Origin of the sequence: Vreelandella hamiltonii (genome assembly GCF_014651775.1) — a bacterium.
In the GTDB taxonomy this organism is placed as follows: Bacteria; Pseudomonadota; Gammaproteobacteria; order Pseudomonadales; family Halomonadaceae; genus Vreelandella; species Vreelandella hamiltonii.
Genome location: NZ_BMXN01000018.1, coordinates 1 through 19,223, shown reverse-complemented (window position 1 = coordinate 19,223; position 19,223 = coordinate 1). Strand labels below are relative to the sequence as shown.

Below are 19,223 nucleotides of genomic sequence, written 5' to 3'. Positions count from 1 at the left end.
CTTTTCTGGCGGGCCAACCACAAAAAAACCCCGGCCAAAGGCCGGGGAAGCGGGCATAGCAGGGCTGGGCTAGGCCGCGCTATCTCTTCGCTTTCAGGTCATCATTTTCAGCCCGAGCCAAAAAGGCCTGGGTGGTGTCATCAAGATGCTGGCTCAACCAGTCGGCCATGGCCTGCTCTTCCTGCAGGATTTCCTGGCAGACTTGTACCACTTGAGGCTGATTGGCCTTTTCGGCGGCCGCTATCAGCGCGCGATAGCTGGCAATTTCAAAGCACTCGAAGGCGTAGCTGGCAATGCCGCCTTTCACGACTTCGTCACCCGCCATCATGCCACCCAGCGCCTGGCCAAAGGCAGAGAGCTTGCCGCCCAGGTCTTTCATGGCCGAAGTGTCGATGCCCAGGTCATGCATGACCCGCTCCAGCTTCTCGGCCTGATGCTCGGTTTCATGCAGGTGCTGGTCGATTCTGGCGCGCAGCTCAGGGTAATGTTCCAGACGTTTCGCCTGTGACTTCAACATATCCTCAGCCTGCTTTTCCATGGCGTGGGCATCGCGCAGCCAGTTTTCCAGATAGTGAGCTTCCATGGTGTCCTCTCCTTGTGTCACAAGCCTACTTGTTCGGGTCGATTTGCTCTTTCTGGGCGCCAGACTTCTCTTTGGCCCCGCCCAGGCTCGGCTCCTGCCCTTCCGGTGATGGCTGGTTGCGCACGCTGAATTCACTGCGGCCATCCAGCGAAGGACCTTCTGCCCAGCGGCCCTGGGGCGCTTCCTTGTCCAGCAGGGTATTGAGGTAGTAGTAGGAGTGCTGCATGGCCTCATGGTCCTGAGGCGTCGCGTTGGGGATCGGCAACTGCTTCTCTAAGCCGCCCAGCTCTTCGATGACCGCCAGCCACTGCTGCTGGTGGTAGGTATCCCGGGCAATCAGGAACGACAGAAAATCCTTCATGCCGTGGTCGTCGGTCCAGTTGTATAGCCGCGAGGCCAGCACGCGGCCACCCGCTTCGGCGGTGGCATTGGCCAGCATGTCGGCGGCAATATTGCCGGTGGCGTATACATGGCTCATGTCGAAAGGCACGCCGTTGGCGTTCACCGGCATGGCCGACAGCCCCGACGAAAGCAGGTGGCGGGGGTTGGCGCCCCCCAGAATGGCGTTCATCACCGGATCCTGAGCCGTGGCTTCCTGGTAGGCCACGGGCGCGCCCTCCAGGTTCAAGGCGACGGCATGACCCAGCATCTCGATATGCGACAGCTCTTCCGTCGCCGTAGACATCAGCATGTCTCGAATTCGATCATCGCCCCGCGCGCCCATGGCCTGAAAAAAATACTGCATGGCCACGCGAATCTCCCCTTCGATGCCGCCAATGGCCTGTTGCAGCAACATGGCGAACTCGGGGTTGGGCTTATCCACTTTCACGGGATACTGAAGCTTGCTGGAATGGTGGAACATAGCGCGATCTCCTCCTTGATAGCCGAGGTGATGGCCAGGGGGCACTCCCCTGGCCAGTCACTCAAAGCTTCTGTTTCAGTTGCTTCCGTGCCTGCTCGGCAATGTCCTCATAGCTCTTGGCCACTCGGTCGAAAAACTGCTGCGCTTCGTCGTCCGAGTGCTGTTTGGCATCTTCCGAGAACTGCGAACACAGCTGAACACCTTTGGACGCATGATAAAGCGTGCTCACCATGTCGAAGTTCTTGTCATTCACGGGACTATTCATCCATCTCTCCTTGAGTCGTGAGTGCATACCGGTATCCGTGGCTTCGAGCCCGTTCAACCAACGGGATCAAAGAGAGCGCCAACGGCACATTGGCGCTCCTGGACGGGCATCAACACCACGCCTGGCGTGGCCGAGCCCGATGCGGTCAGCGCTGGTTGCCACCACCGCCATGGCTATTTTCGCCGCCCTTCTTGCCTGCTTCCGAGGCACGTTCAGGGTCGTTGGCAAAATTGCCACCGCTGTTCTGGCCGCCTTTCTGGCCAATCTCTTCGTAAAACTCTTTACCGTGGTTGCGGGAAGTCGCCTCACCGCCTTTCTGTCCTGCCTCTTCGCGACTCATTCCGCCATCGTTGCGATTATTCGCCATGATCAATCTCCTTATTGCATGTAATCGGCAAAACTCATTGATTGAGAGCGCTCGATTTATCGCTCGAGCCCTTTGAGGTTAGTGAACGCCGAGGGCATATCAAGGAAAGAGAACGACAATCATGAACGTTTAATGTTTATGATTGGGTGTTGGAATATGCATTAAAGAGAAAGAACAAAACAAACATTAATCACAAGACTTAAAAAAGATACAAAGACGGCAAACAAAAGGAGCAACGCATCAAACCGATTAACTCAGGTAGGAAAGATTACCGACAAATGCTGTGCGATGGGCGCCTATCATCATGCCCCCCATCCCCATGCCATCGAGACTGAAAGGGCTGCGTGAGGTGGAGCCGCTAGCCGCACCTAGCCGATGCATCGAGCGACGCGGCTGCTCTATATCGGCCAGCCCTGCTGGAATGTGGATGAAGATGAGGTACTCTTTGGCATAGAAACGCAGCATGAGCACATGGCGAACATGCTGGCCAAGCTGAAAGGCAAGGCCATCATCAGCCTCAACGACCACCCAGACATCCGCCGGATCTTCGCGGACTACCACATCGAAACCACCGACATCCGCTACACCGTCGGCGGCAGGAAAGGGTCAGATGCCAAGGAGGTGCTGATCTTTAGTTGGGATGTTGAGGCTGAACCGGCGGGACTATTTTAAAGGGGCGATAATGTGACTCTTCTAGTAGCAATTCACATGGGAAAGGTAGGCCTGATTGCTGCCGATAAAGCAGAGGTATGCATCGACTCGGCTGGGGATATGCACCCAGTCCATCAGCAAGCAGATAAAATAGTTCACACGCCTTTCGGCGTCGTAACGGGATGCGGATTGGTTGAGCTGCTTACCCCAGTCAAGGAGCACCTACAGACGGCAAAGATATGCTATATGGATCAAGTCCTTTCAGCTATACATGATGCTAGAAATAGCTTTTCGCGATCCCACCCAGAGTCGAGTGTATCTGCCAGAGCGTTACAGACTACAGGCTGGCTTGCCAGTTACTCATCTCCAGCCCCTGAAGGCCCTGGGACTGTTTTAAAAATGGCTGCTTACCACCCATCCTTGAACCAAGAAAATCTGGTTGGCCTTGAATCATATCGAGCAAAATGCTTCCCCCCAAGCGACTTCACCTTTGATGAAGCAGTTGAATTAGACGCCTTGTTGAACGAAAAAATGCAATTGCCTGGGGATAATGTAGATATAAGTGAAGCACTAGCTCAAAACATGAGGTTGATAGTTGAGACTATGCAACAGGTAGCCAGAACCAGCTTATCAGTTTCTAGCGTCTGCGATATTGCAGTTGTCTGGCCAGGCGGGCAAAAGATTTTGAATGAGGTTGACGAGAACAACTTGATATCGAAGTGGTCAGAACTTTTTGGTTAAAAGCTGTGCCAAATTGGGTGCAAAATTACGAATTATGCTAAGTGCTGAGCGGTGCCAACTGCGCCGCTAAGTAGTGCCAAAGCTGGCGCTCGCTTACAACAAGCTCAACCCCTTGGCAGTGTCTACAGCTGTAGACACATACGAAAAAGCCGCCCCGAAGGGCGGCTTGATCATGTTCTCTAACGCTTTGCTTTTGAACCACTTTTAGTGGTGCCGACACCAGGAGTCGAACCCGGGACCTACTGATTACAAGTCAGTTGCTCTACCAACTGAGCTATGTCGGCGCGTCGCGTTTTCTTGAGAATTTGATTGAGTTGCCGTTAAGCTAGCCAATCAACAAGAAATCTTGTTGGCAATGGCTGGGGTACCAGGATTCGAACCTGGGAATGCCGATACCAAAAACCGGTGCCTTACCACTTGGCGATACCCCAACGTTGTGGTGGCCAGAGACGGAATCGAACCGCCGACACGGGGATTTTCAATCCCCTGCTCTACCAACTGAGCTATCTGGCCCTTGCCAACGGTGCGTATTAAACCAAAAGCTTCTGTTTTCGTCAACACCTTTGTGAAACTTTCTTTCTCGTCACATGCTTAGGGCACATTGGGCCGCGTGAGCCACGGCCACGCCTGCGCCCTTTGCGGGTAACGGCGGAACCCTGACGGGGGCTTATGCCTGGCTGGGGGGCACGTACCCTTCGGCCTGGTCGGTGGCTTCGTTGTCCAGGAAGCGTTCCATCTGCTCCATCAGATAGGCGCGTGCTTCGGGGTCGAGCATGTTCAAGTGCTTTTCATTGATCAGGCGGGTTTGCAGGGCCTGCCACTCTTGCCAGGCGGGCTGTGACACCGTGGCCTGTATTTCCTGGCCCTGCTTGCCGGGCAGCGGCGGGAAAGGTAGCGCGGGCAGCTCTTTTTGGTACTTGCGGCAAAAAACGGTGTTGCTCATGGAATAGCTCCTGGGCGGATGCCTAATGAAAATCGTGCCAGTGGTCAGCGCGCTGGCCCCGGTGCCGGGTCTAGGTCAAACGGCGCCAGCTGGCTCAGCAGCGATTTGACGGGTGCCGCCAAGCCTAACGCAGGTGGCTGGTGAACGTCATACCATAGGCCATTTTCGCGCACTCCGGTGAGCCGTTCACAGCTCACCGGCTGCGGGTTGATCAAAAGCTTGAAGTGGCTGAAGGTATGCGTAAAGGCGGGCAGCGGCGCCAGGCGCCGGGCGGCGACGACGTTATCCTCCAGCCAGTGGTTCAGCTCGCCGTGGCGCTCGAACTGCGGCAGGCTCCAGAGCCCGCCCCACAGGCCGCTGGGCGGGCGTTGTTCCAGCCACACGCGCCCCTGGGGGTCCTGCAGCATCAGCATGAGGGTTTCACGGGTGGGGGTAACTTTTTTGGGCTTCGATTCCGGGAAGCGCTGCGGTTCGCCCTGGGCGTAGGCGCGGCATATGTCATTGAACGGGCAGATGGGGCAATCAGGCTTGCTGCGTTTGCACAGCGTGGCGCCAAAATCCATCACCGCCTGGGTGTAGTCGGCCAACCGCGTGGTGGGGGTGAAGTACTCGGCCAGCGCCCACAGGGAGCGCTCTACCGCAGGCTGGCCGGGCCAGCCCGCCACGGCGTGCAGCCGTGTCAGCGAACGCTTGACGTTGCCATCCAGAATGGCGGCCTGCTGGCCGGTGCTTTGGGCAATGATCGCCCCGGCAGTGGAACGGCCGATGCCGGGCAGCGTCATCAGCGTATCGACGCTCTGGGTGGGCAGCTCGCCGCCATGCTCGGCCAGCGCCAGCTGGGCCGCCTTGTGCAGGTTGCGGGCGCGGGCGTAGTAGCCCAGCCCTGTCCAGAGGTGCAGCACTTCATCCTGGGGGGCGCAGGCCAGGGCCTCCAGCGTGGGGAAGCGCTGCATGAAACGTTCGAAGTAGGGGATTACCGTGGCCACCTGGGTTTGCTGCAGCATGATTTCCGACACCCAGACGCGGTAGGCGCTGCGGGGTGACTGCCAGGGCAGGTCGTGGCGGCCATAGTGGTCGAACCAGCGCAGTAGACGGTGTTGAAACTCATCGGCCGCCAGGCACGGCGTAGGCATCTCGGCCATGGTCACTCCTGAAGTGCTTGCCATGAAAAAAGCGCCGGCGGTAAGGCCGGCGCATGCAGGGGGTGGTGCCTCCTTCTCTATAGGGAGGCAGGCGTATCAATTGAACAGGCGGCGAATACCTTCGCGCAGCTCCTGGCCCGCGCCCTCGCCCAGGCGCTCGTCGATGCGTTCGATGGTGGTGCCCAGGCGCTCTTCGAGCTCTTCTTCCAGACGGCCGCCCGCTTCAGTGCGCAGCAAATCTACCACGCTGGCCTGGAACGCGGTGCGATCGAAGCGGCACCATTCGGCTTTATCATCCCCCAGGTGGCCTTCACAGCGGATGGGCAGCGGCAGCTGCTCCAGGCGCGGGTTCACCTGGCAGGCGGCGTCGGCGGTATCGACAAGGCGTGCATTGGCCAGCGTCATGAAGTCCTGAGAGGTCAGGTTGAGTTCGCCTTCGCCTTGCACTTCGATACCCGGCAGGGTGATCGACAAGTCATCGCTGTGCACGACGCCGTTGCGTACCTGGAACGTGGCGTCGAAGCGCTCGAAGCGCGTATCGGGATGCCACTCACGGGTGGTGCCCTGGCCTTCCAGCAGCGCCGCCAGCTCGCACATTTCACGGGAGATATTGGTACGCAGGATAGCGCCTTCGTTCAGCCGGGCATCCAGCTCGCCGTTGAGGTTGCTGAGCAGCACCTGACGGCTGTTGCCCTGGGTCGTCAAGCTGCCTTCCAGATTGAAGCGGCCGCGCAGCGGGGCCTCTTCGTCACTGAAGGTTTCGATCAACGGGGCCACTTGCACATTGCTGATGCGCGGCGCGAATTGCCAGGTCATCACGCTGTCGGTGGCGTCCAGCGCGCCGGTGGCGCTGAGCTCGCCGCCATAGAAACGCGATTCGAAGCCGGTCAGGCGATGGCTGCCCTCGTCACCGCGCAGCGCCAGCTGGGTATCGTTGAAGGTCATGCCCGCCAGCTGCAGCTCGCCGACGCTGAGATCCCCCTGCAGGGTCAGGCCGCTGAGCCACTCCTGGGGCAGCAGGGCTTCTTCGGGCTGGGCAAAGGCGCTGCGCAGCAGGCCTCGGCTGGCTTGCTCGGGGGCGGCAGGCCGCGGCAGGTAGTGGTCCAGGTTGAGCTGGTCACCGTCCAGGTTGAAACTCAATTGGCTGCCATCCAGAGCAGCACTCACGTCGCCGGTAAAGGTGCTGTCATCGATGACCAACGAGAGGCGTGGCAAGGCGATGCGCGAGAGATCACCTTCGACCGGGCTGGTCAGGGCCACGTCGCTCAGCGCCGCTTCGCTGGTGGTATTGAGCGTTGCGCCAGTGCGCGAGATCCAGGGCCGCAGGGTAAAGGGGGCTGCGGTGAGCTGGCCGCTGTACTGAGGTGCTTCCAGCAGCTGTTCGAGGTTGAGGTGGCCGCTGACCCGCAGGCCATCCGGCCCGGTCAGTTGCAGGTCCTTCAACTGGGCAGTCTGAGCGGCCAGGTCGCCTTCCAGGCCGAACGCCAGCGAAAGGGCCAGGCTTCCCTGCCAGTTGTCGGCATGGCGCAGGCCGGCATCCAGCACGCCCTGCCGAATGCTGAGCTGCTGCTCGCCCATGCGCGCCACGATTTCAGCCGCTTTCAGGCTGAGCTGCTGGGGCTCGCTGTTGGCGCCAGGGCGGGTCTGCGTGGTGAGCTGGGTATTCTCCAGAGTGATCTGCTCATCCTGCAAGCCAAGGCGCAGGCGAGTTTCCAGGTTGACCTCGCTGGTCATGTCCGGCGTGCGCTCCAGCACTTCGGCATCCAGGCGGTTGTGCCGGGAGAGCGTGAACATGGCCTTGAGCGGGAAGGAGCGCACCGGGTTGACGTTGGTACCCGAAATGTTCAGCGGCTGTACCCGCCACAGGGCCTGGCTCTGTTCATCGCGGTAGCGAATATCCGCCCCTTTGACTTCTACGCTGGCGATGTTCAGCACCACCGAGAGGTTGCCCGCATCGGCATTGGGGCCTGCGCTTGCCGGTGCCAGCACGGTTTCGGCGGACTCGTTGCTGTGTTCGGAGAGGCGCTCCAGCAGCGGCTCCCAGTTGCCCTCGCCTTCGGCGTTTTTCACCAGGTTCAGGCGCATGCCGTCGAGCGTCAGGCCATCCACGGCGATTTCACCCCGTAGCAGCGGCGCGAAGGCCACGCTCACCTCGGCCCGGTCGATCGCCGCGAAAGCAGACTCGTCCACCGACTGTTCGGGCAGCCAGGCACGGGCCTGCTCGACGCTGACACCGATACGCGGGTAGAACGACCAGCTGATCGGGCCTTCCAGCGCCAGATTGAGCCCTGTCTGCTCTTCCACCACGGCGGTCAGCCGGGGCTTGAAGTCTTCCGGGTCCAGAAAGGTGGTGACGTAGACCACGGCAGCGACGGCGGCAATGGCAAGAATGCCGATGGCCGCCAGTAAAATACGGAGTAGCTGTTTCATTAACCTTTCCCTTGAGGGTCTAGCTCTACAAAATCACTGGTGGCCGGGAGGCCCGGTTCCGTTGGCTCGGCATCGGCGATGGGCCGATAGCCCAATTTGGATAGCAGCACGCGGTCGGCCAGCGGCAGCGTGGTGGTGGCAATACGCAGTACACGGCCCTCTTCCTTGGCCTGCTCGCCCATCAGCGCCATCAGCCGTGAGCCCACGCCGCGCCGCCGCGTGGTCTTGCGCACGCACAGCTCGGATAGCCACCAGGCGCGGTCATCGCCCTCCTGCACCGCCACGGCTCCCAGCAGGCGGTCGTTGAACAGGGCGCAGGCAAACACATGCTGCCCTTGTAAATGCTGCTCTATGAAGGGCAAGACCCTGGGGGGTGGCATGCGCTCTTGCGGTGCGTCTTCATAGATACGCACGAGGTCGATACGCACTTGCTCATCGGCGTCCCATCGGGCCTGGTCGACGTATTGCAGTGTCACCGGCATGGTGAAATCCTCGTTGCCAATGCAGCCAGGCTGCTGTTTGAGCGCCGCAATGGGCGGCGACATTTCACGCATTGTAGCGGATGGGGGGGCCGATTCTCTATAATGCTTGTTTTGGCCGCAGCCGCCGCCCGCCGATTATTCCTCAGAGTGCGCCTCGGCGCAGGAGATGCAACATGTCAGCGCGTATTGCCACGGTTAGCCGTGACACCAACGAAACGCAGATCACGGTCAGCGTCAACCTTGATGGTGAAGGCCGTCTTCGCTGCCACACGGGCGTTCCGTTTTTGGACCATATGCTTGACCAAGTGGCTCGGCACGGAATGGTCGACCTCGATATCGACGCCAAGGGCGACCTGCATATCGACGACCACCACACCGTCGAAGACCTGGGCATCACCCTGGGCCAGGCCTTTCATGAGGCGATTGGCGACAAGCGCGGCATCTACCGTTACGGCCACGCCTACGTGCCGCTGGACGAAGCGCTCTCACGGGTGGTCATCGATTTCTCCGGGCGTCCCGGCCTCTTCATGAACGTGGAATTTACCCGCGATACCATCGGCAGCATGGACACCCAGCTGTTCTGGGAGTTCTTCCAGGGCTTCGTGAACCATGCCCGGGTGACGCTGCACATCGACAACATCAAGGGCTTCAACGCCCACCACCAGGCAGAAACCATCTTCAAGGCCTTTGGCCGCGCCCTGCGCATGGCCGTGTCGGAAGACCCCCGCATGGCCGGGCAGATGCCCTCCACCAAAGGGTGCCTGTAATGCCTAACGCAGCGATCAGCCATCGCTCGATGACCTCGACAAGGAGCGCTTCATGACCATTGCCGTGATCGATTATGGAATGGGCAACCTGCACTCGGTCGCCAAGGCGCTCGAACACGTCACCCATGAGAACGTGATCATTACCCGTGACCCCCGGCGCATTCTGGGCGCGACCCGCGTGGTGCTACCTGGCCAGGGGGCCATCCGCGACTGCGTGGGCGAGTTGGAGCGTACCGAGCTGCGCGGGCTGGTGGAGGAGATTCTGACCCGCCAGGCCAAGCCGCTGCTGGGTATCTGCGTGGGTCAGCAAATGCTGATGGAGCGCAGCGAAGAGAATGGCGGCGTGGACTGCCTGGGCTTCTTCCAGGGCAGCGTCGACCGCTTCCCGGCGGACATGCGCGATGCCCAGGAGCAGCGTTTGAAAGTGCCGCACATGGGCTGGAACCTGGTCGCCCAGCATCATGATCACCCGCTGTGGGCCGGCATCGATGACCGCGAACACTTCTATTTCGTGCACAGTTACTACGTGAATGCCGCCGACGATGCCCAGGTATTCGGCACGACGGACTACGGTCGCGTCAGCGCCCACGTGGCGATTGGCCGCGATGCCACCTTCGCGGTGCAGTTTCACCCGGAAAAAAGCTCCCGCGCAGGCCTTCGCCTGCTGGAAAATTTTGTCACCTGGACGCCCTGAGAGGTTTCACTATGTTGGTAATTCCCGCGATTGATCTCAAAGACGGCCAGTGTGTGCGCTTGAAGCAGGGCCGCATGGACGAAGCCACTTCCTACGGCGACGACCCGGTGGCCATGGCCGCGCGCTGGGTAGACGCCGGTGCGCGTCGCTTGCATCTGGTGGACCTGAACGGCGCTTTCGAAGGCAAACCGGTCAATGGCGACGCGGTGACGGCCATTGCCCGCGCCTACCCGAACCTGCCCATTCAGATCGGCGGTGGCATCCGCTCGGCGGACACCATCGAGCACTACCTGAACGCCGGGGTCTCTTACGTGATCATCGGTACCAAGGCGGTCAAGGAGCCGGAATTCGTCGGTGAAATGTGCCGCGCCTTCCCGGGCCACATCATCGTGGGCCTGGATGCCAAGGATGGCTTCGTGGCCACCGACGGCTGGGCCGAGGTGTCCACCGTGAAGGCCACCGAGCTTGCCAAGCGCTTCGCCAACGATGGCGTCTCCAGCATCGTCTACACCGACATCGCCCGCGACGGCATGATGCAGGGCGTGAACGTGGAAGCCACCGCGGCGCTGGCCCGCGAAGGCGGCCTGCCGGTGATCGCCTCGGGCGGCGTCACCAACCTGGATGACATTCGCGCGCTGTGCGACGTGGCCGACAGCGGCATTCTGGGGGCGATTACCGGACGCGCCATCTACGAAGGCAGCCTGGATGTCGCCGAGGCCCAGCGCCTGAGCGACGAGCTGAGCGGAGGCCGTGCATGAGCCTGGCCAAGCGCATTATTCCCTGCCTGGATGTCGATGCCGGGCGCGTGGTGAAGGGCGTGAACTTCGTCGGTATCCGCGATGCCGGTGACCCGGTGGAGATCGCCCAGCGCTACAACCAGCAAGGCGCCGACGAAATCACCTTCCTCGACATCACTGCCAGCCACGAAGACCGCGCCACCACCGTGGACATGGTCGAGCGGATCGCTGGCGAGGTGTTCATCCCGCTGACCGTGGGGGGTGGTATTCGCACCTGCGACGATATTCGCACCATGCTCAACGCGGGCGCCGACAAGGTGTCGATCAACACCGCCGCCGTGACCAACCCGGAGTTCGTGCGGGAAGCCGCCGACCGATTTGGCAGCCAGTGCATCGTGGTGGCCATCGACGCCAAGAAGGTTTCTCAGCAGGGCGAACCCGACCGCTGGGAAATCTTCACCCACGGTGGGCGCCGCCCGACGGGCCTGGATGCCGTCGAGTGGGCCAAGAAAATGGTCGAGTTCGGCGCAGGCGAGCTACTGCTGACCAGCATGGACCGCGACGGCACCAAAATCGGGTTCGATCTGGGCGTGACCCACGCCATTTCCGAGGCCGTCAGCGTGCCAGTGATTGCCTCGGGCGGCGTCGGCAACCTGGACCATCTGGTGGACGGCGTATTGAAAGGCGGTGCGGATGCGGTATTGGCCGCCAGCATTTTCCATTTTGGCGAGCACACGATTCCCGAGGCCAAGCGTTACATGGCCGAGCGCGGCATCGAGATGCGCCTTTAGGAGAGTGACATGCCCCGTGCCTGCACCTGGTTAGGTGGCCTGGCAATGATTTGGCTGAGCGCATCTGCCTCGGCCTTTTCTATGCCTGACTGGCCACCGGCCTTCGAGCTGGACCACACGCTGGTGCAAACCAGCCTGTTGACCCGGCACTTCAGCCCCGACCCGGAGCACACCAACCAGCAGGATCTGGTGAGTGTCGAGCTGCACAACCCTGACCGCTGGCTGGCGGGTGCCGCCTGGTTCAAGAACTCCTTCGACCAGCCCACCTGGTACTTCTACGCTGGGCGGGAGTTTCCGCTAGGGCAGTTGGGCGACAACATCAACGTGCGCGCCAAGCTCACCGGCGGGCTGCTGCGGGGCTACAAGGATGAGTTCCGCGACAAGATTCCCTTCAACCGCTACGAAATCGCCCCCGCCCTGCTGCCCAGCGTGGGCATTCAATGGGGGCGCGTCGAGTCGGACCTGATCGTGTTCGGCACGGCGGGCATGATGATCACGGCGGGCGTCCGTTTTTAAGGCCGTTCGTTCGCAAGACCCAAGGGCGGCTACTTGTCGCCCTCTTCCAGCGAAAGCCCCAGGTTGCTGATGCCGTTGTTGCGCCCCAGCAAGCGAATCTCTTTTAACACCGCTTTGGTGAGCGGCTCGCTGACGGCTTCCAGCACCGCATCCTGAAAGTCGTTTTCATCGGCCATCAGCGGGTGGTCGCGGATGATCAGCGCCAGCGCCTGTGCATCCACCTCTCCCTCGGTCAGCTCGATGAATGCCCGCACTCCTGCCCGGGAGGTGCGGCTCACGTCCAGCACCGCTTCCGGCGATTCACCCTGCAAGGTATCCAGCAGCGCCGAGATCGAGACCACGGCGTCCAGCGCGCGGCGCGCCCCGAAACTGTCATCGTTGGCCGGTGGCTCGCACTCCGCCAGCTTTTCCGCCTGACGGGCAAAATCGATACTGGCATTGGGCACGCTCAAGCGCTCCCACACCAGGCTCAGCACGGTACGCAGGGTATGCCCATCACCGTGGCCCGTGGTTTGCTCGTAGAGGGCGTAGTTGGGTAGCAGCCGCTCGCACAAGGCCGCCATGAAGGCTTGCTGGGCGGGCAGCGGCAGCAGTTGCAGACGCTGATAGAATCCTGTGGGTTTTGCCACCATGCTGATGTCCTGGGTCACTGTGTTGATGAAGAGGGTATTGATGAAACGGTATTGATAAACGGTATTGGTGAAGTGGACGCGATACGTTATCGTCCCACACTCGCGGCGGACAAGCTCCGCCGCGCTTGATGTGTGCGGCCGGCGAGGAGATTACCATGCATATTCATCTGCTACAGCACGGCCCTGACCATGGACCCGCTCGCCTGCAAGACTGGCTGGAGAGCATGGGCCATAGTTACACCGTTTTTCATCTATACGCAGGGGAGCTGACCCCGCGCCCTGGCGAGTGCGACGCGCTCATCGTACTGAGCGGCCCCGACGCGCTGTTCAGCGCCCCGCCCGCCTGGCAAAAGGCAGAGCGCAAGCTCATCCACCGCTACCTCGATGGCCAAAAACCCGTCATGGGCATTGGCCTGGGGGCGCTATGGATCGCCGAAGCCCTGAGCGCCGTCATCGCCCCCGGCACCTACCCCGAAACGGGCTGGCACCCTGTCACCCTGGCGCCAGAGAGCACCTTTGACCTGCCCGAGCAGTTCGATGCCTTCATGTGGCATCGCCTGGTATTTAGCCTGCCTGACGGCGCGCTGCCCCTGGGCGGCAGTGCGGCGGCGCCGCTCCAGGGGTTCAGTTGGGATGCTGGTCGCGTGGTGGCGCTGCTATGCCATCTCGAAATGACCCAGGCCAGCGCGGCTTCCTTGCTGAATGCCGAGGCGCTCCCCACGGCCAGGAGCCCTTCCGCCGGGCGCTTCCTGCAAACCGGCGATCAGATACAGGCAGATCCCAAGCGCTTTCAGCGTCTGGCGCCGCTGCTGGACCGGGTCATGACCCAGTGGCTCAAAAGCCTCTGATGCGTATCGGCCGCCGCTAGGCACTCCACTGCCGAGCGGCGGCCAGGCAGCTTTCCCAGTCCCCCACGTGCAGTTCGGGCGGCCGGTGGCTCTGCTGTTTCTCCAGGTGGTAACGATAGAGCGGGTCGTAATACTCGGTGAGCAGCGGGGCCAGCCACGCCTCGTGAGCCTGGACGTCGCCCGCCTCGTGGGCACGAAACGCCATGGCCTGCAGCCGCTGCAAGCGCTGTAGCCGTGCATGCCCCAGCCGCTTGGCCAGCCGTTCCAGGGCGCTTGCGAGCTGTCGCTGCATGCGCTGACGCCCCTCATCGGGGCCAAAGCGGGCCGTATAGCCTCTCTCCAGCGCTTCGATATAGTCCCGGCGCAGCTGATCCAACCGCCAGTCCAGCGGCATTTCAATGCGGATGCGCGGCGCTTGTTGCAGTGCCTGCCATAGCGGCAGCGGGATATTGGCATTGCCGATCTGCCGCGACTCGTCCTCCATCACCAGCTTGCCCGGCTGGCCAATCAGCCGCTGGGCCAGCGCATGCTCAAAATCGATCTGCGTGGCGGGCTCCTCCGGCTGACGCCCAAACGCGGACCCCTTGTGTTGGGCGCACGCCTCCAGGTCGATGCCATTGGGCAACTGGTTGATCAACGGCGTCTTGGCGCAGCCCGTCAGGCCAGACACCACCAGCAGCGGCTGGTGGGCGGCCTCGTCGATGCGCTGGCAGAGCTTTTGCCGCAGGGCTTTCCAGCCACCTTCGATGCGGGGCCGCAGCAGGCCCGCCTCGGCCAGCCACTGCTGGCTGATTTGGGAGCGCAATCCGCCACGGTAGCAGTAGATCAGTGCATCCGGATAACGCGCCAAGTGAGCCTGCCAGGCCAGCACTCGGGACTGCTTCACCGCACCGCTGACCAGCCGTTCACCCAGCGCAATCGCCGCCTGCTGGCCCTGCTGTTTATAGGCAATGCCAACCTGGCGGCGCTCTTCATCGTCCATCAGCGGCAGGTTCACCGCTCCCGGCAGGCGGCCCTGGGCGAACTCCACCGGCGCACGCACATCGATCAAGGGCGTATTACGCGCCACCAGCTCCAAAGAAGCAGGCAGCGTGGGCAGCGTCATCCGACCACCTGGATCACGGCGTTGCCCTTGGCAGGCTGCATCTCGCCAAACGGTTCCAGCGTGACGCCGTGCTCGCGACCAATGCGCTCCACGTCGTCCTGCCAGGCGGGATCGACACTCAGCAGCAGACCTCCCGAGGTTTGCGGGTCGCATAGCCACTGCCAGTGGGCTTCGTCCATGGCGGGCAGGGCGCTGCCCAGCGCCTGCTGATTGCGCTGGGTACCACCAGGAACGGCTCCCTGACGGCGGTAGCCTTCGGCCTCGGCCAGGCGCGGCAAGCGGCGAAAGTCCACGTGGGCCTTCACGCCACTGGCGCTGCACATTTCCGCCAGATGGCCTGCCAACCCGAAGCCGGTCACGTCGGTCATGGCGTTCACTCCTTTGACACCGGCCAGCGCAACGCCAATGGTGTTGGGCTTGAGCATGGTTTCACGGGCAAGCCCCTGGTGCCCTGCTTCCAGCAGGCCGCGCTTTTCAGCGGTGGTCAACAGCCCCACGCCCAACGGCTTGGTGAGATACAGCAGGTCACCGGGCTTGGCCTGGCTATTGAGCTTTAGCTGGTCAAGCGACACCAGGCCATTGACGGCCAGGCCAAAGATCGGCTCTGGAGCATCGATGGAGTGCCCGCCCGCCAGCGCAATGCCCAACTCGCGGCATACCGCCTGCGCTCCGGCCACGACGTCTCCGGCTATTTCGGGCGCGAGTTTGTCGAGTGGCCAGCCCAGAATGCCCAGCGCCATCACCGGCGTGCCGCCCATGGCGTAGACATCACTGATGGCGTTGGTGGCCGCAATGCGTCCAAAATCGAAGGGGTCATCGACGATGGGCATGAAGAAATCGGTGGTGGCAATCATACCCCGCCCATCGCCCAGGTCGTACACCGCGGCGTCTTCTCGCCCCTGGTTGCCCACGATCAGGCGCTGATGCCCTGCGGCGGGGCCCGCCTTGGCCAGAATACCGTCCAGCACGTCTGGGGCAATCTTGCAGCCGCAGCCTGCTCCATGGCTGTACTGGGTCAATCGAATCGAACTCATGGTGACTCTCCTTTGCTGTGCTCGGGGCTGGCGTCTGCTATCCAGCATAGTCCATGTCACAATGCCTCAAGGGCATCGCTAAGCTTGTCGACGGGGATGACCTCCATGCCCTTGGGCGACTGCTTTGGCGCATTGGCGCGCGGCACGATGGCGCGCAAGAAGCCATGCTTGGCCGCCTCGGTAATACGCTCCTGCCCGCTGGGCACGGGGCGAATCTCGCCGGAAAGCCCCACTTCGCCAAACACGACCAGCTCCTTGGGCAGCGCACGGTTTTGCAGGCTCGACACTACCGCCAGCAGCACCGCCAGGTCGGCACTGGTTTCCAGCACCTTGACCCCGCCCACCACGTTCAAGAACACGTCCTGGTCACCGGTGAACAGCCCACCATGCCGGTTCAATACCGCCAGCAGCATGGCCAGGCGGTTCTGATCGACCCCGACGGCGACCCGGCGCGGGTTCCCCAGGGCTGACTCATCGACCAGCGCCTGCACTTCCACCAGTATCGGCCGCGTGCCTTCCCATACCACCATCACCAGGCTGCCGGGAGCCTGCTCTTCCTGGCGCGACAGGAAGATGGCACTGGGGTTTTTCACTTCCTTCAAGCCCTGCTCCAGCATGGCGAACACGCCCAGCTCGTTCACCGCGCCGAAGCGGTTCTTCTGGCCACGCAGGGTGCGAAAACGCGAGTCCGCCCCGCCCTCCAGCAGTAGCGAGGCATCGATCATGTGCTCGAGCACCTTGGGGCCTGCCAGGGTGCCATCCTTGGTGACATGCCCCACCAGCAGCAGGACGGTGTTCGTCTGCTTGGCAAAGCGGGTCAGCGCTGCGGCAGACTCGCGCACCTGCGCCACGCCGCCGGGCGCCGAGCTGATATCCTCCAGGTGCATGGTCTGAATGGAGTCGATGACCAGAATCTCGGGCTTTTCACGCTCGGCAACGGCCAGAATGGTCTCGACGCTGGTTTCCGCCAACATTTTCAAGCCGTTGGTGGGAAGCTGCAGCCGATGCGCTCGCATGGCGACCTGGGAAAGCGACTCCTCGCCGGTCACATAGAGGATGCGGCGTTGCTGAGCCAGCTTGCAGGCCGTTTGCAGCAGCAGCGTCGACTTGCCTGCCCCAGGGTTCCCGCCCAGCAGCACGGCCGAGCCCGGTACCAGGCCGCCTCCCAACACACGGTCGAACTCGGCAAAGGTGGAGGTCAACCGTGGCACTTCGCTGAGGTCGACGTTACTGAGGTCCACGACTTCCTTCGAGAGGTTGCCCGCATAGCCAGCGCGCCCGGTCGCCGTCGTTCCGCTGCCAGGCCGCGCACTGGTCAACCGGATCTCACTGAGCGTATTCCACTCCTGACAGCTGGTGCACTGCCCCTGCCACTTGCGATACTCGGCACCACACTCGGTACACACAAAGGCGCTCTTTGCTTTTGCCACCGCTAGCCGCTCCTGTCTCGCATGACTGTACTTGCCACTGTTGTTGCAACAGTTGTTACAACGGTTGTTGCGACGGTCGTTAAGACGGTTGTAACGACCGTCATTGCTACTGTTTTACCACCGCCAGACATACAAAAGGCGGCCAATGGCCGCCTTGATGCGATGCGCTCAGCGATTACTGGCGACGCAGTTGCAGCATCTCGCCGTTTTCAAAGCGACGACGCTCCGGGTCGATCAGCTCGAGCGTACGCTCGTCGATCCGCTGGAAGTAGTAGATCTGGCCGTCACCGTCCGGTGTCAGTTCGTAGACCGTCGCGTCGGGGTCGGCAGGCGTACCCGTCAGCACTTCCCAGTTACCGGCGTAGTTTTCATCGGGCGGTGTCTGGGGGTGATTGCGGTAAGTCGCATTCAAGGTAAAGGTACGCTCTTCCGGAGCGGCCATTTCTTCACCCTGCATGGTCACATCCAGGTCAATGCCGTCACAGTTACGGCAGGGCAGAGTACCCTGGTAGTTAGCCTGTGAGGCGCTCATGCCTGCGTCGTCGCGCTGATCCGTCGGGCCAGCTGCGCAGCCCGCCAGCAGTGCCAACATAGCCGAACCGGCTAGCAAACTCCTGAATTGCATTGCGTGTCTCCTTATGGTGTTGGACATACATTTCTTTCGCGCGCTTATGACAGCATAACCGCTACAAGGTGCGACGCCCACCCCTTCACAGGAGAAGTATGGGCCGAATCGCGGCCAATGGGAATGCTTGCGCTCTTGCGGCCATCAGGCGACCATGGGGATATTCACATCCGCACAATCAGGTTACCCCCATGAGCCAATACTGGAGCCCTGCCGTCAGGGATCTTACCCCGTATATTCCCGGCGAGCAGCCCCGCGAGCGCGTGATCAAGCTCAACACCAACGAGAACCCCTACCCCCCGGCCCCTGGAGTCAGCCAGGCGCTGGCCCAATACCCTACCGATCATTTACGGCTCTACCCCGACCCTACCTCACTGGCGCTGCGTGAAACCCTGGCCAGCCGCTACGGCGTCAGCGTCGCGGAAACCTTCGTGGGCAACGGCTCCGATGAAGTCCTGGCCTTCGCATTTCAGGCGTTTTTTTGCCAAGGGGCACCTCTCGATGTACCCAGCATCACCTACAGTTTCTATCCGGTATATGCCAACCTTTACGGCGTAGAGCTGCGCAAGCATCCCTTGAATGCCCAGTGGGAAGTGGATATGGATGCGTTGGCCAGCGCGAGTGAGCGAAGCGGCGTCATCTTTGCCAACCCCAACGCCCCCACGGGCCATGCTCACCCGCTGGAAGCCATCGAGGCGCTTCTGCAGAAAGTCACCGACCGCGTGGTGCTGGTGGATGAGGCGTACGTGGATTTCGGCGCTGACAGCGCCGTGTCGCTGATTAGCCGCTACCCGAACCTGCTGGTCACGGGCACGTTCTCCAAGTCACGTAGCCTGGCAGGATTGAGGCTGGGCTATGCGATTGGCTCCAGCGAGCTGATCGAAGGCCTGCAGCGAGTCAAGGACTCCTTCAACTCTTACCCCGTAGATAGCCTGGCCAGCCTGGTGGGCATCGAAGCCCTGAAGGATACCGAACACTTCGACGCATGCCGCAATAACGTGATCGCCACCCGGGAGCGCACCCGCCAGCGCCTGGAGCGGCTTGGATTCGAGGTATTGCCTTCCAAGGCCAACTTCCTGTTCGCCCAGCACCCTCACCATGAAGGCGCCCAGCTCTTCGCTGGCCTGCGTGAGCGCGGCATTCTGGTCAGGCACTTCAACACCGAGGCGCTGAACAACTTTCTACGCATTACCATCGGCACGGACGACGAAATGGACAGCTTTATCGAAGCCATGGAAACGCTCTGCGCCTGACGATGCTCACACCCAGCCTTTAGCTGGGTGTTTCGACGTATGCAACGCACAGCAAAAAGCCCCGAACACAGTGTGCTCGGGGCTTTCTACTTAATAAGTGCCTGACGATGATTCACGCGTGCTATGGTCGTCAGGCGTAACAGGTAATGCATATCATGCTGAGTATTCGTTGACGTGTATTGTGTGCGTCTCTTGCCAGCAAGCACTTGGGCTCACTGCCGCGTATCCGGTGTTGCGAGTGCGTTCACACTCTTCGTTATCATCACGACCAGACCCCTTGGGTGTTATAGGGTCAAGCCTCACGGGCCATTAGTACACGTTAGCT

Annotated in this window: 23 protein-coding genes and 3 tRNA genes; 9 read left to right on the top strand and 17 right to left on the bottom strand. The window is 61.4% G+C overall.

Annotated elements, in window-relative coordinates; all coding sequences use genetic code 11:
* Positions 1-79: 79 nt before the first annotated feature.
* From IE091_RS13735 to IE091_RS13715, 5 genes are all read right to left on the bottom strand, one after another.
* Positions 80-583 (bottom strand): ferritin-like domain-containing protein, encoded by a 504-nt coding sequence (locus IE091_RS13735; protein ID WP_039182776.1) that lies wholly within the window; start codon positions 581-583, stop codon positions 80-82.
* A 25-nt stretch (positions 584-608) separates the two neighbouring features.
* Positions 609-1,445: a manganese catalase family protein gene (locus IE091_RS13730; protein WP_096921512.1), complete on the bottom strand. Its 837-nt coding sequence runs from the start codon at positions 1,443-1,445 to the stop codon at positions 609-611.
* Between the two features lie 61 nt (positions 1,446-1,506).
* A complete protein-coding gene (locus IE091_RS13725) occupies positions 1,507-1,710 on the bottom strand; it encodes a hypothetical protein (RefSeq protein WP_039182769.1) in 204 nt (67 codons plus the stop codon).
* Between the two features lie 145 nt (positions 1,711-1,855).
* Complete coding sequence (locus tag IE091_RS13720; RefSeq protein ID WP_039182913.1) at positions 1,856-2,077, bottom strand: con-10 family general stress protein; 222 nt, start codon at positions 2,075-2,077, stop codon at positions 1,856-1,858.
* 249 nt (positions 2,078-2,326) lie between these two features.
* Positions 2,327-2,542: a hypothetical protein gene (locus tag IE091_RS13715; protein ID WP_189463907.1), complete on the bottom strand. Its 216-nt coding sequence runs from the start codon at positions 2,540-2,542 to the stop codon at positions 2,327-2,329.
* Positions 2,543-2,548: 6 nt separating this feature from the next.
* On the opposite strand from IE091_RS13715, the gene IE091_RS13710 reads away from it, so the two are divergent.
* Positions 2,549-2,749: a DNA adenine methylase gene (locus IE091_RS13710; RefSeq protein ID WP_229800842.1), complete on the top strand. Its 201-nt coding sequence runs from the start codon at positions 2,549-2,551 to the stop codon at positions 2,747-2,749.
* Positions 2,750-2,761: 12 nt separating this feature from the next.
* Positions 2,762-3,469: a hypothetical protein gene (locus IE091_RS13705; protein ID WP_189463890.1), complete on the top strand. Its 708-nt coding sequence runs from the start codon at positions 2,762-2,764 to the stop codon at positions 3,467-3,469.
* Positions 3,470-3,677: 208 nt separating this feature from the next.
* Here the strand turns inward: IE091_RS13705 and IE091_RS13700 are convergent.
* From IE091_RS13700 to IE091_RS13670, 7 genes are all read right to left on the bottom strand, one after another.
* A tRNA-Thr gene (locus tag IE091_RS13700) sits at positions 3,678-3,753 on the bottom strand.
* Between the two features lie 72 nt (positions 3,754-3,825).
* A tRNA-Gln gene (locus IE091_RS13695) sits at positions 3,826-3,900 on the bottom strand.
* Between the two features lie 6 nt (positions 3,901-3,906).
* Positions 3,907-3,982, bottom strand: a tRNA-Phe gene (locus IE091_RS13690).
* Between the two features lie 154 nt (positions 3,983-4,136).
* Complete coding sequence (locus IE091_RS13685) at positions 4,137-4,412, bottom strand: oxidative damage protection protein (protein WP_016916068.1); 276 nt, start codon at positions 4,410-4,412, stop codon at positions 4,137-4,139.
* Positions 4,413-4,456: 44 nt separating this feature from the next.
* Complete coding sequence (gene mutY / locus IE091_RS13680) at positions 4,457-5,554, bottom strand: A/G-specific adenine glycosylase (protein WP_189463889.1); 1,098 nt, start codon at positions 5,552-5,554, stop codon at positions 4,457-4,459.
* Between the two features lie 96 nt (positions 5,555-5,650).
* Entirely contained in the window at positions 5,651-7,984 is a 2,334-nt protein-coding gene (locus IE091_RS13675) for an AsmA family protein (protein ID WP_189463888.1), read from the bottom strand.
* Positions 7,984-8,466: an acetyl-CoA sensor PanZ family protein gene (locus IE091_RS13670; RefSeq protein WP_096923338.1), complete on the bottom strand. Its 483-nt coding sequence runs from the start codon at positions 8,464-8,466 to the stop codon at positions 7,984-7,986. The genes IE091_RS13675 and IE091_RS13670 overlap by 1 nt, the downstream gene beginning before the upstream one ends.
* Positions 8,467-8,639: 173 nt before the next feature.
* On the opposite strand from IE091_RS13670, the gene hisB reads away from it, so the two are divergent.
* Genes hisB through IE091_RS13645 form a run of 5 tightly spaced genes read left to right on the top strand, consistent with a single transcriptional unit; the run spans position 8,640 to position 11,971 of the window.
* Positions 8,640-9,233, top strand: a complete 594-nt coding sequence (hisB, locus tag IE091_RS13665) for an imidazoleglycerol-phosphate dehydratase HisB (protein ID WP_096921516.1) — start codon at positions 8,640-8,642, stop codon at positions 9,231-9,233.
* Positions 9,234-9,285: 52 nt separating this feature from the next.
* On the top strand, positions 9,286-9,927 hold the full coding sequence (gene hisH, locus IE091_RS13660) for an imidazole glycerol phosphate synthase subunit HisH (RefSeq protein WP_016916063.1): 642 nt from the start codon (positions 9,286-9,288) through the stop codon (positions 9,925-9,927).
* A gap of 11 nt (positions 9,928-9,938) precedes the next feature.
* Entirely contained in the window at positions 9,939-10,685 is a 747-nt protein-coding gene (gene hisA / locus IE091_RS13655) for a 1-(5-phosphoribosyl)-5-[(5-phosphoribosylamino)methylideneamino]imidazole-4-carboxamide isomerase (RefSeq protein WP_081136410.1), read from the top strand.
* A complete protein-coding gene (gene hisF / locus IE091_RS13650; protein WP_039182749.1) occupies positions 10,682-11,455 on the top strand; it encodes an imidazole glycerol phosphate synthase subunit HisF in 774 nt (257 codons plus the stop codon). Before hisA ends, hisF begins: the two co-directional genes overlap by 4 nt.
* 9 nt (positions 11,456-11,464) lie before the next feature.
* Positions 11,465-11,971 (top strand): hypothetical protein, encoded by a 507-nt coding sequence (locus IE091_RS13645; protein WP_039182746.1) that lies wholly within the window; start codon positions 11,465-11,467, stop codon positions 11,969-11,971.
* 29 nt (positions 11,972-12,000) lie between these two features.
* Here IE091_RS13645 and IE091_RS13640 read toward each other — a convergent pair whose 3' ends face one another.
* Positions 12,001-12,603, bottom strand: a complete 603-nt coding sequence (locus IE091_RS13640; protein WP_096921518.1) for a YjaG family protein — start codon at positions 12,601-12,603, stop codon at positions 12,001-12,003.
* 155 nt (positions 12,604-12,758) lie between these two features.
* Between IE091_RS13640 and IE091_RS13635 the strand changes: the two genes are divergently transcribed.
* The gene (locus IE091_RS13635; protein WP_189463887.1) at positions 12,759-13,451 is read left to right on the top strand and encodes a type 1 glutamine amidotransferase; all 693 of its coding nucleotides are present in this window, start codon (positions 12,759-12,761) and stop codon (positions 13,449-13,451) included.
* 16 nt (positions 13,452-13,467) lie between these two features.
* Here IE091_RS13635 and mnmH read toward each other — a convergent pair whose 3' ends face one another.
* The 4 genes from mnmH to IE091_RS13615 form a co-directional block, all read right to left on the bottom strand.
* Complete coding sequence (gene mnmH, locus IE091_RS13630) at positions 13,468-14,556, bottom strand: tRNA 2-selenouridine(34) synthase MnmH (RefSeq protein ID WP_189463886.1); 1,089 nt, start codon at positions 14,554-14,556, stop codon at positions 13,468-13,470.
* Positions 14,553-15,590 (bottom strand): selenide, water dikinase SelD, encoded by a 1,038-nt coding sequence (selD, locus tag IE091_RS13625; RefSeq protein WP_039182732.1) that lies wholly within the window; start codon positions 15,588-15,590, stop codon positions 14,553-14,555. The genes mnmH and selD overlap by 4 nt, the downstream gene beginning before the upstream one ends.
* 56 nt (positions 15,591-15,646) lie before the next feature.
* Positions 15,647-17,020: a DNA repair protein RadA gene (gene radA, locus IE091_RS13620; protein WP_026001971.1), complete on the bottom strand. Its 1,374-nt coding sequence runs from the start codon at positions 17,018-17,020 to the stop codon at positions 15,647-15,649.
* 175 nt (positions 17,021-17,195) lie between these two features.
* Positions 17,196-17,645 (bottom strand): copper resistance protein NlpE N-terminal domain-containing protein, encoded by a 450-nt coding sequence (locus IE091_RS13615; RefSeq protein ID WP_026001970.1) that lies wholly within the window; start codon positions 17,643-17,645, stop codon positions 17,196-17,198.
* A gap of 191 nt (positions 17,646-17,836) precedes the next feature.
* On the opposite strand from IE091_RS13615, the gene hisC reads away from it, so the two are divergent.
* Complete coding sequence (gene hisC / locus IE091_RS13610; RefSeq protein WP_016916055.1) at positions 17,837-18,898, top strand: histidinol-phosphate transaminase; 1,062 nt, start codon at positions 17,837-17,839, stop codon at positions 18,896-18,898.
* Positions 18,899-19,223 lie beyond the last annotated feature (325 nt).

Bases quoted from the DNA above. Each gene is read 5' to 3' on its own strand.
- IE091_RS13725 (WP_039182769.1), bottom strand. From the start codon at position 1,710: ATGAATAGTCCCGTGAATGACAAGAACTTCGACATGGTGAGCACGCTT.
- IE091_RS13685 (WP_016916068.1), bottom strand. From the start codon at position 4,412: ATGAGCAACACCGTTTTTTGCCGCAAGTACCAAAAAGAGCTGCCCGCG.
- hisF (WP_039182749.1), top strand. From the start codon at position 10,682: ATGAGCCTGGCCAAGCGCATTATTCCCTGCCTGGATGTCGATGCCGGG.
- IE091_RS13735 (WP_039182776.1), bottom strand. From the start codon at position 583: ATGGAAGCTCACTATCTGGAAAACTGGCTGCGCGATGCCCACGCCATG.
- mnmH (WP_189463886.1), bottom strand. From the start codon at position 14,556: ATGACGCTGCCCACGCTGCCTGCTTCTTTGGAGCTGGTGGCGCGTAAT.
- hisA (WP_081136410.1), top strand. From the start codon at position 9,939: ATGTTGGTAATTCCCGCGATTGATCTCAAAGACGGCCAGTGTGTGCGC.
- IE091_RS13635 (WP_189463887.1), top strand. From the start codon at position 12,759: ATGCATATTCATCTGCTACAGCACGGCCCTGACCATGGACCCGCTCGC.
- selD (WP_039182732.1), bottom strand. From the start codon at position 15,590: ATGAGTTCGATTCGATTGACCCAGTACAGCCATGGAGCAGGCTGCGGC.
- mutY (WP_189463889.1), bottom strand. From the start codon at position 5,554: ATGGCCGAGATGCCTACGCCGTGCCTGGCGGCCGATGAGTTTCAACAC.
- hisB (WP_096921516.1), top strand. From the start codon at position 8,640: ATGTCAGCGCGTATTGCCACGGTTAGCCGTGACACCAACGAAACGCAG.
- IE091_RS13670 (WP_096923338.1), bottom strand. From the start codon at position 8,466: ATGCCGGTGACACTGCAATACGTCGACCAGGCCCGATGGGACGCCGAT.
- IE091_RS13645 (WP_039182746.1), top strand. From the start codon at position 11,465: ATGCCCCGTGCCTGCACCTGGTTAGGTGGCCTGGCAATGATTTGGCTG.
- IE091_RS13720 (WP_039182913.1), bottom strand. From the start codon at position 2,077: ATGGCGAATAATCGCAACGATGGCGGAATGAGTCGCGAAGAGGCAGGA.
- IE091_RS13730 (WP_096921512.1), bottom strand. From the start codon at position 1,445: ATGTTCCACCATTCCAGCAAGCTTCAGTATCCCGTGAAAGTGGATAAG.
- IE091_RS13675 (WP_189463888.1), bottom strand. From the start codon at position 7,984: ATGAAACAGCTACTCCGTATTTTACTGGCGGCCATCGGCATTCTTGCC.
- hisH (WP_016916063.1), top strand. From the start codon at position 9,286: ATGACCATTGCCGTGATCGATTATGGAATGGGCAACCTGCACTCGGTC.
- IE091_RS13710 (WP_229800842.1), top strand. From the start codon at position 2,549: ATGGCGAACATGCTGGCCAAGCTGAAAGGCAAGGCCATCATCAGCCTC.
- hisC (WP_016916055.1), top strand. From the start codon at position 17,837: ATGAGCCAATACTGGAGCCCTGCCGTCAGGGATCTTACCCCGTATATT.
- IE091_RS13715 (WP_189463907.1), bottom strand. From the start codon at position 2,542: ATGCTGCGTTTCTATGCCAAAGAGTACCTCATCTTCATCCACATTCCA.
- IE091_RS13640 (WP_096921518.1), bottom strand. From the start codon at position 12,603: ATGGTGGCAAAACCCACAGGATTCTATCAGCGTCTGCAACTGCTGCCG.
- IE091_RS13615 (WP_026001970.1), bottom strand. From the start codon at position 17,645: ATGCAATTCAGGAGTTTGCTAGCCGGTTCGGCTATGTTGGCACTGCTG.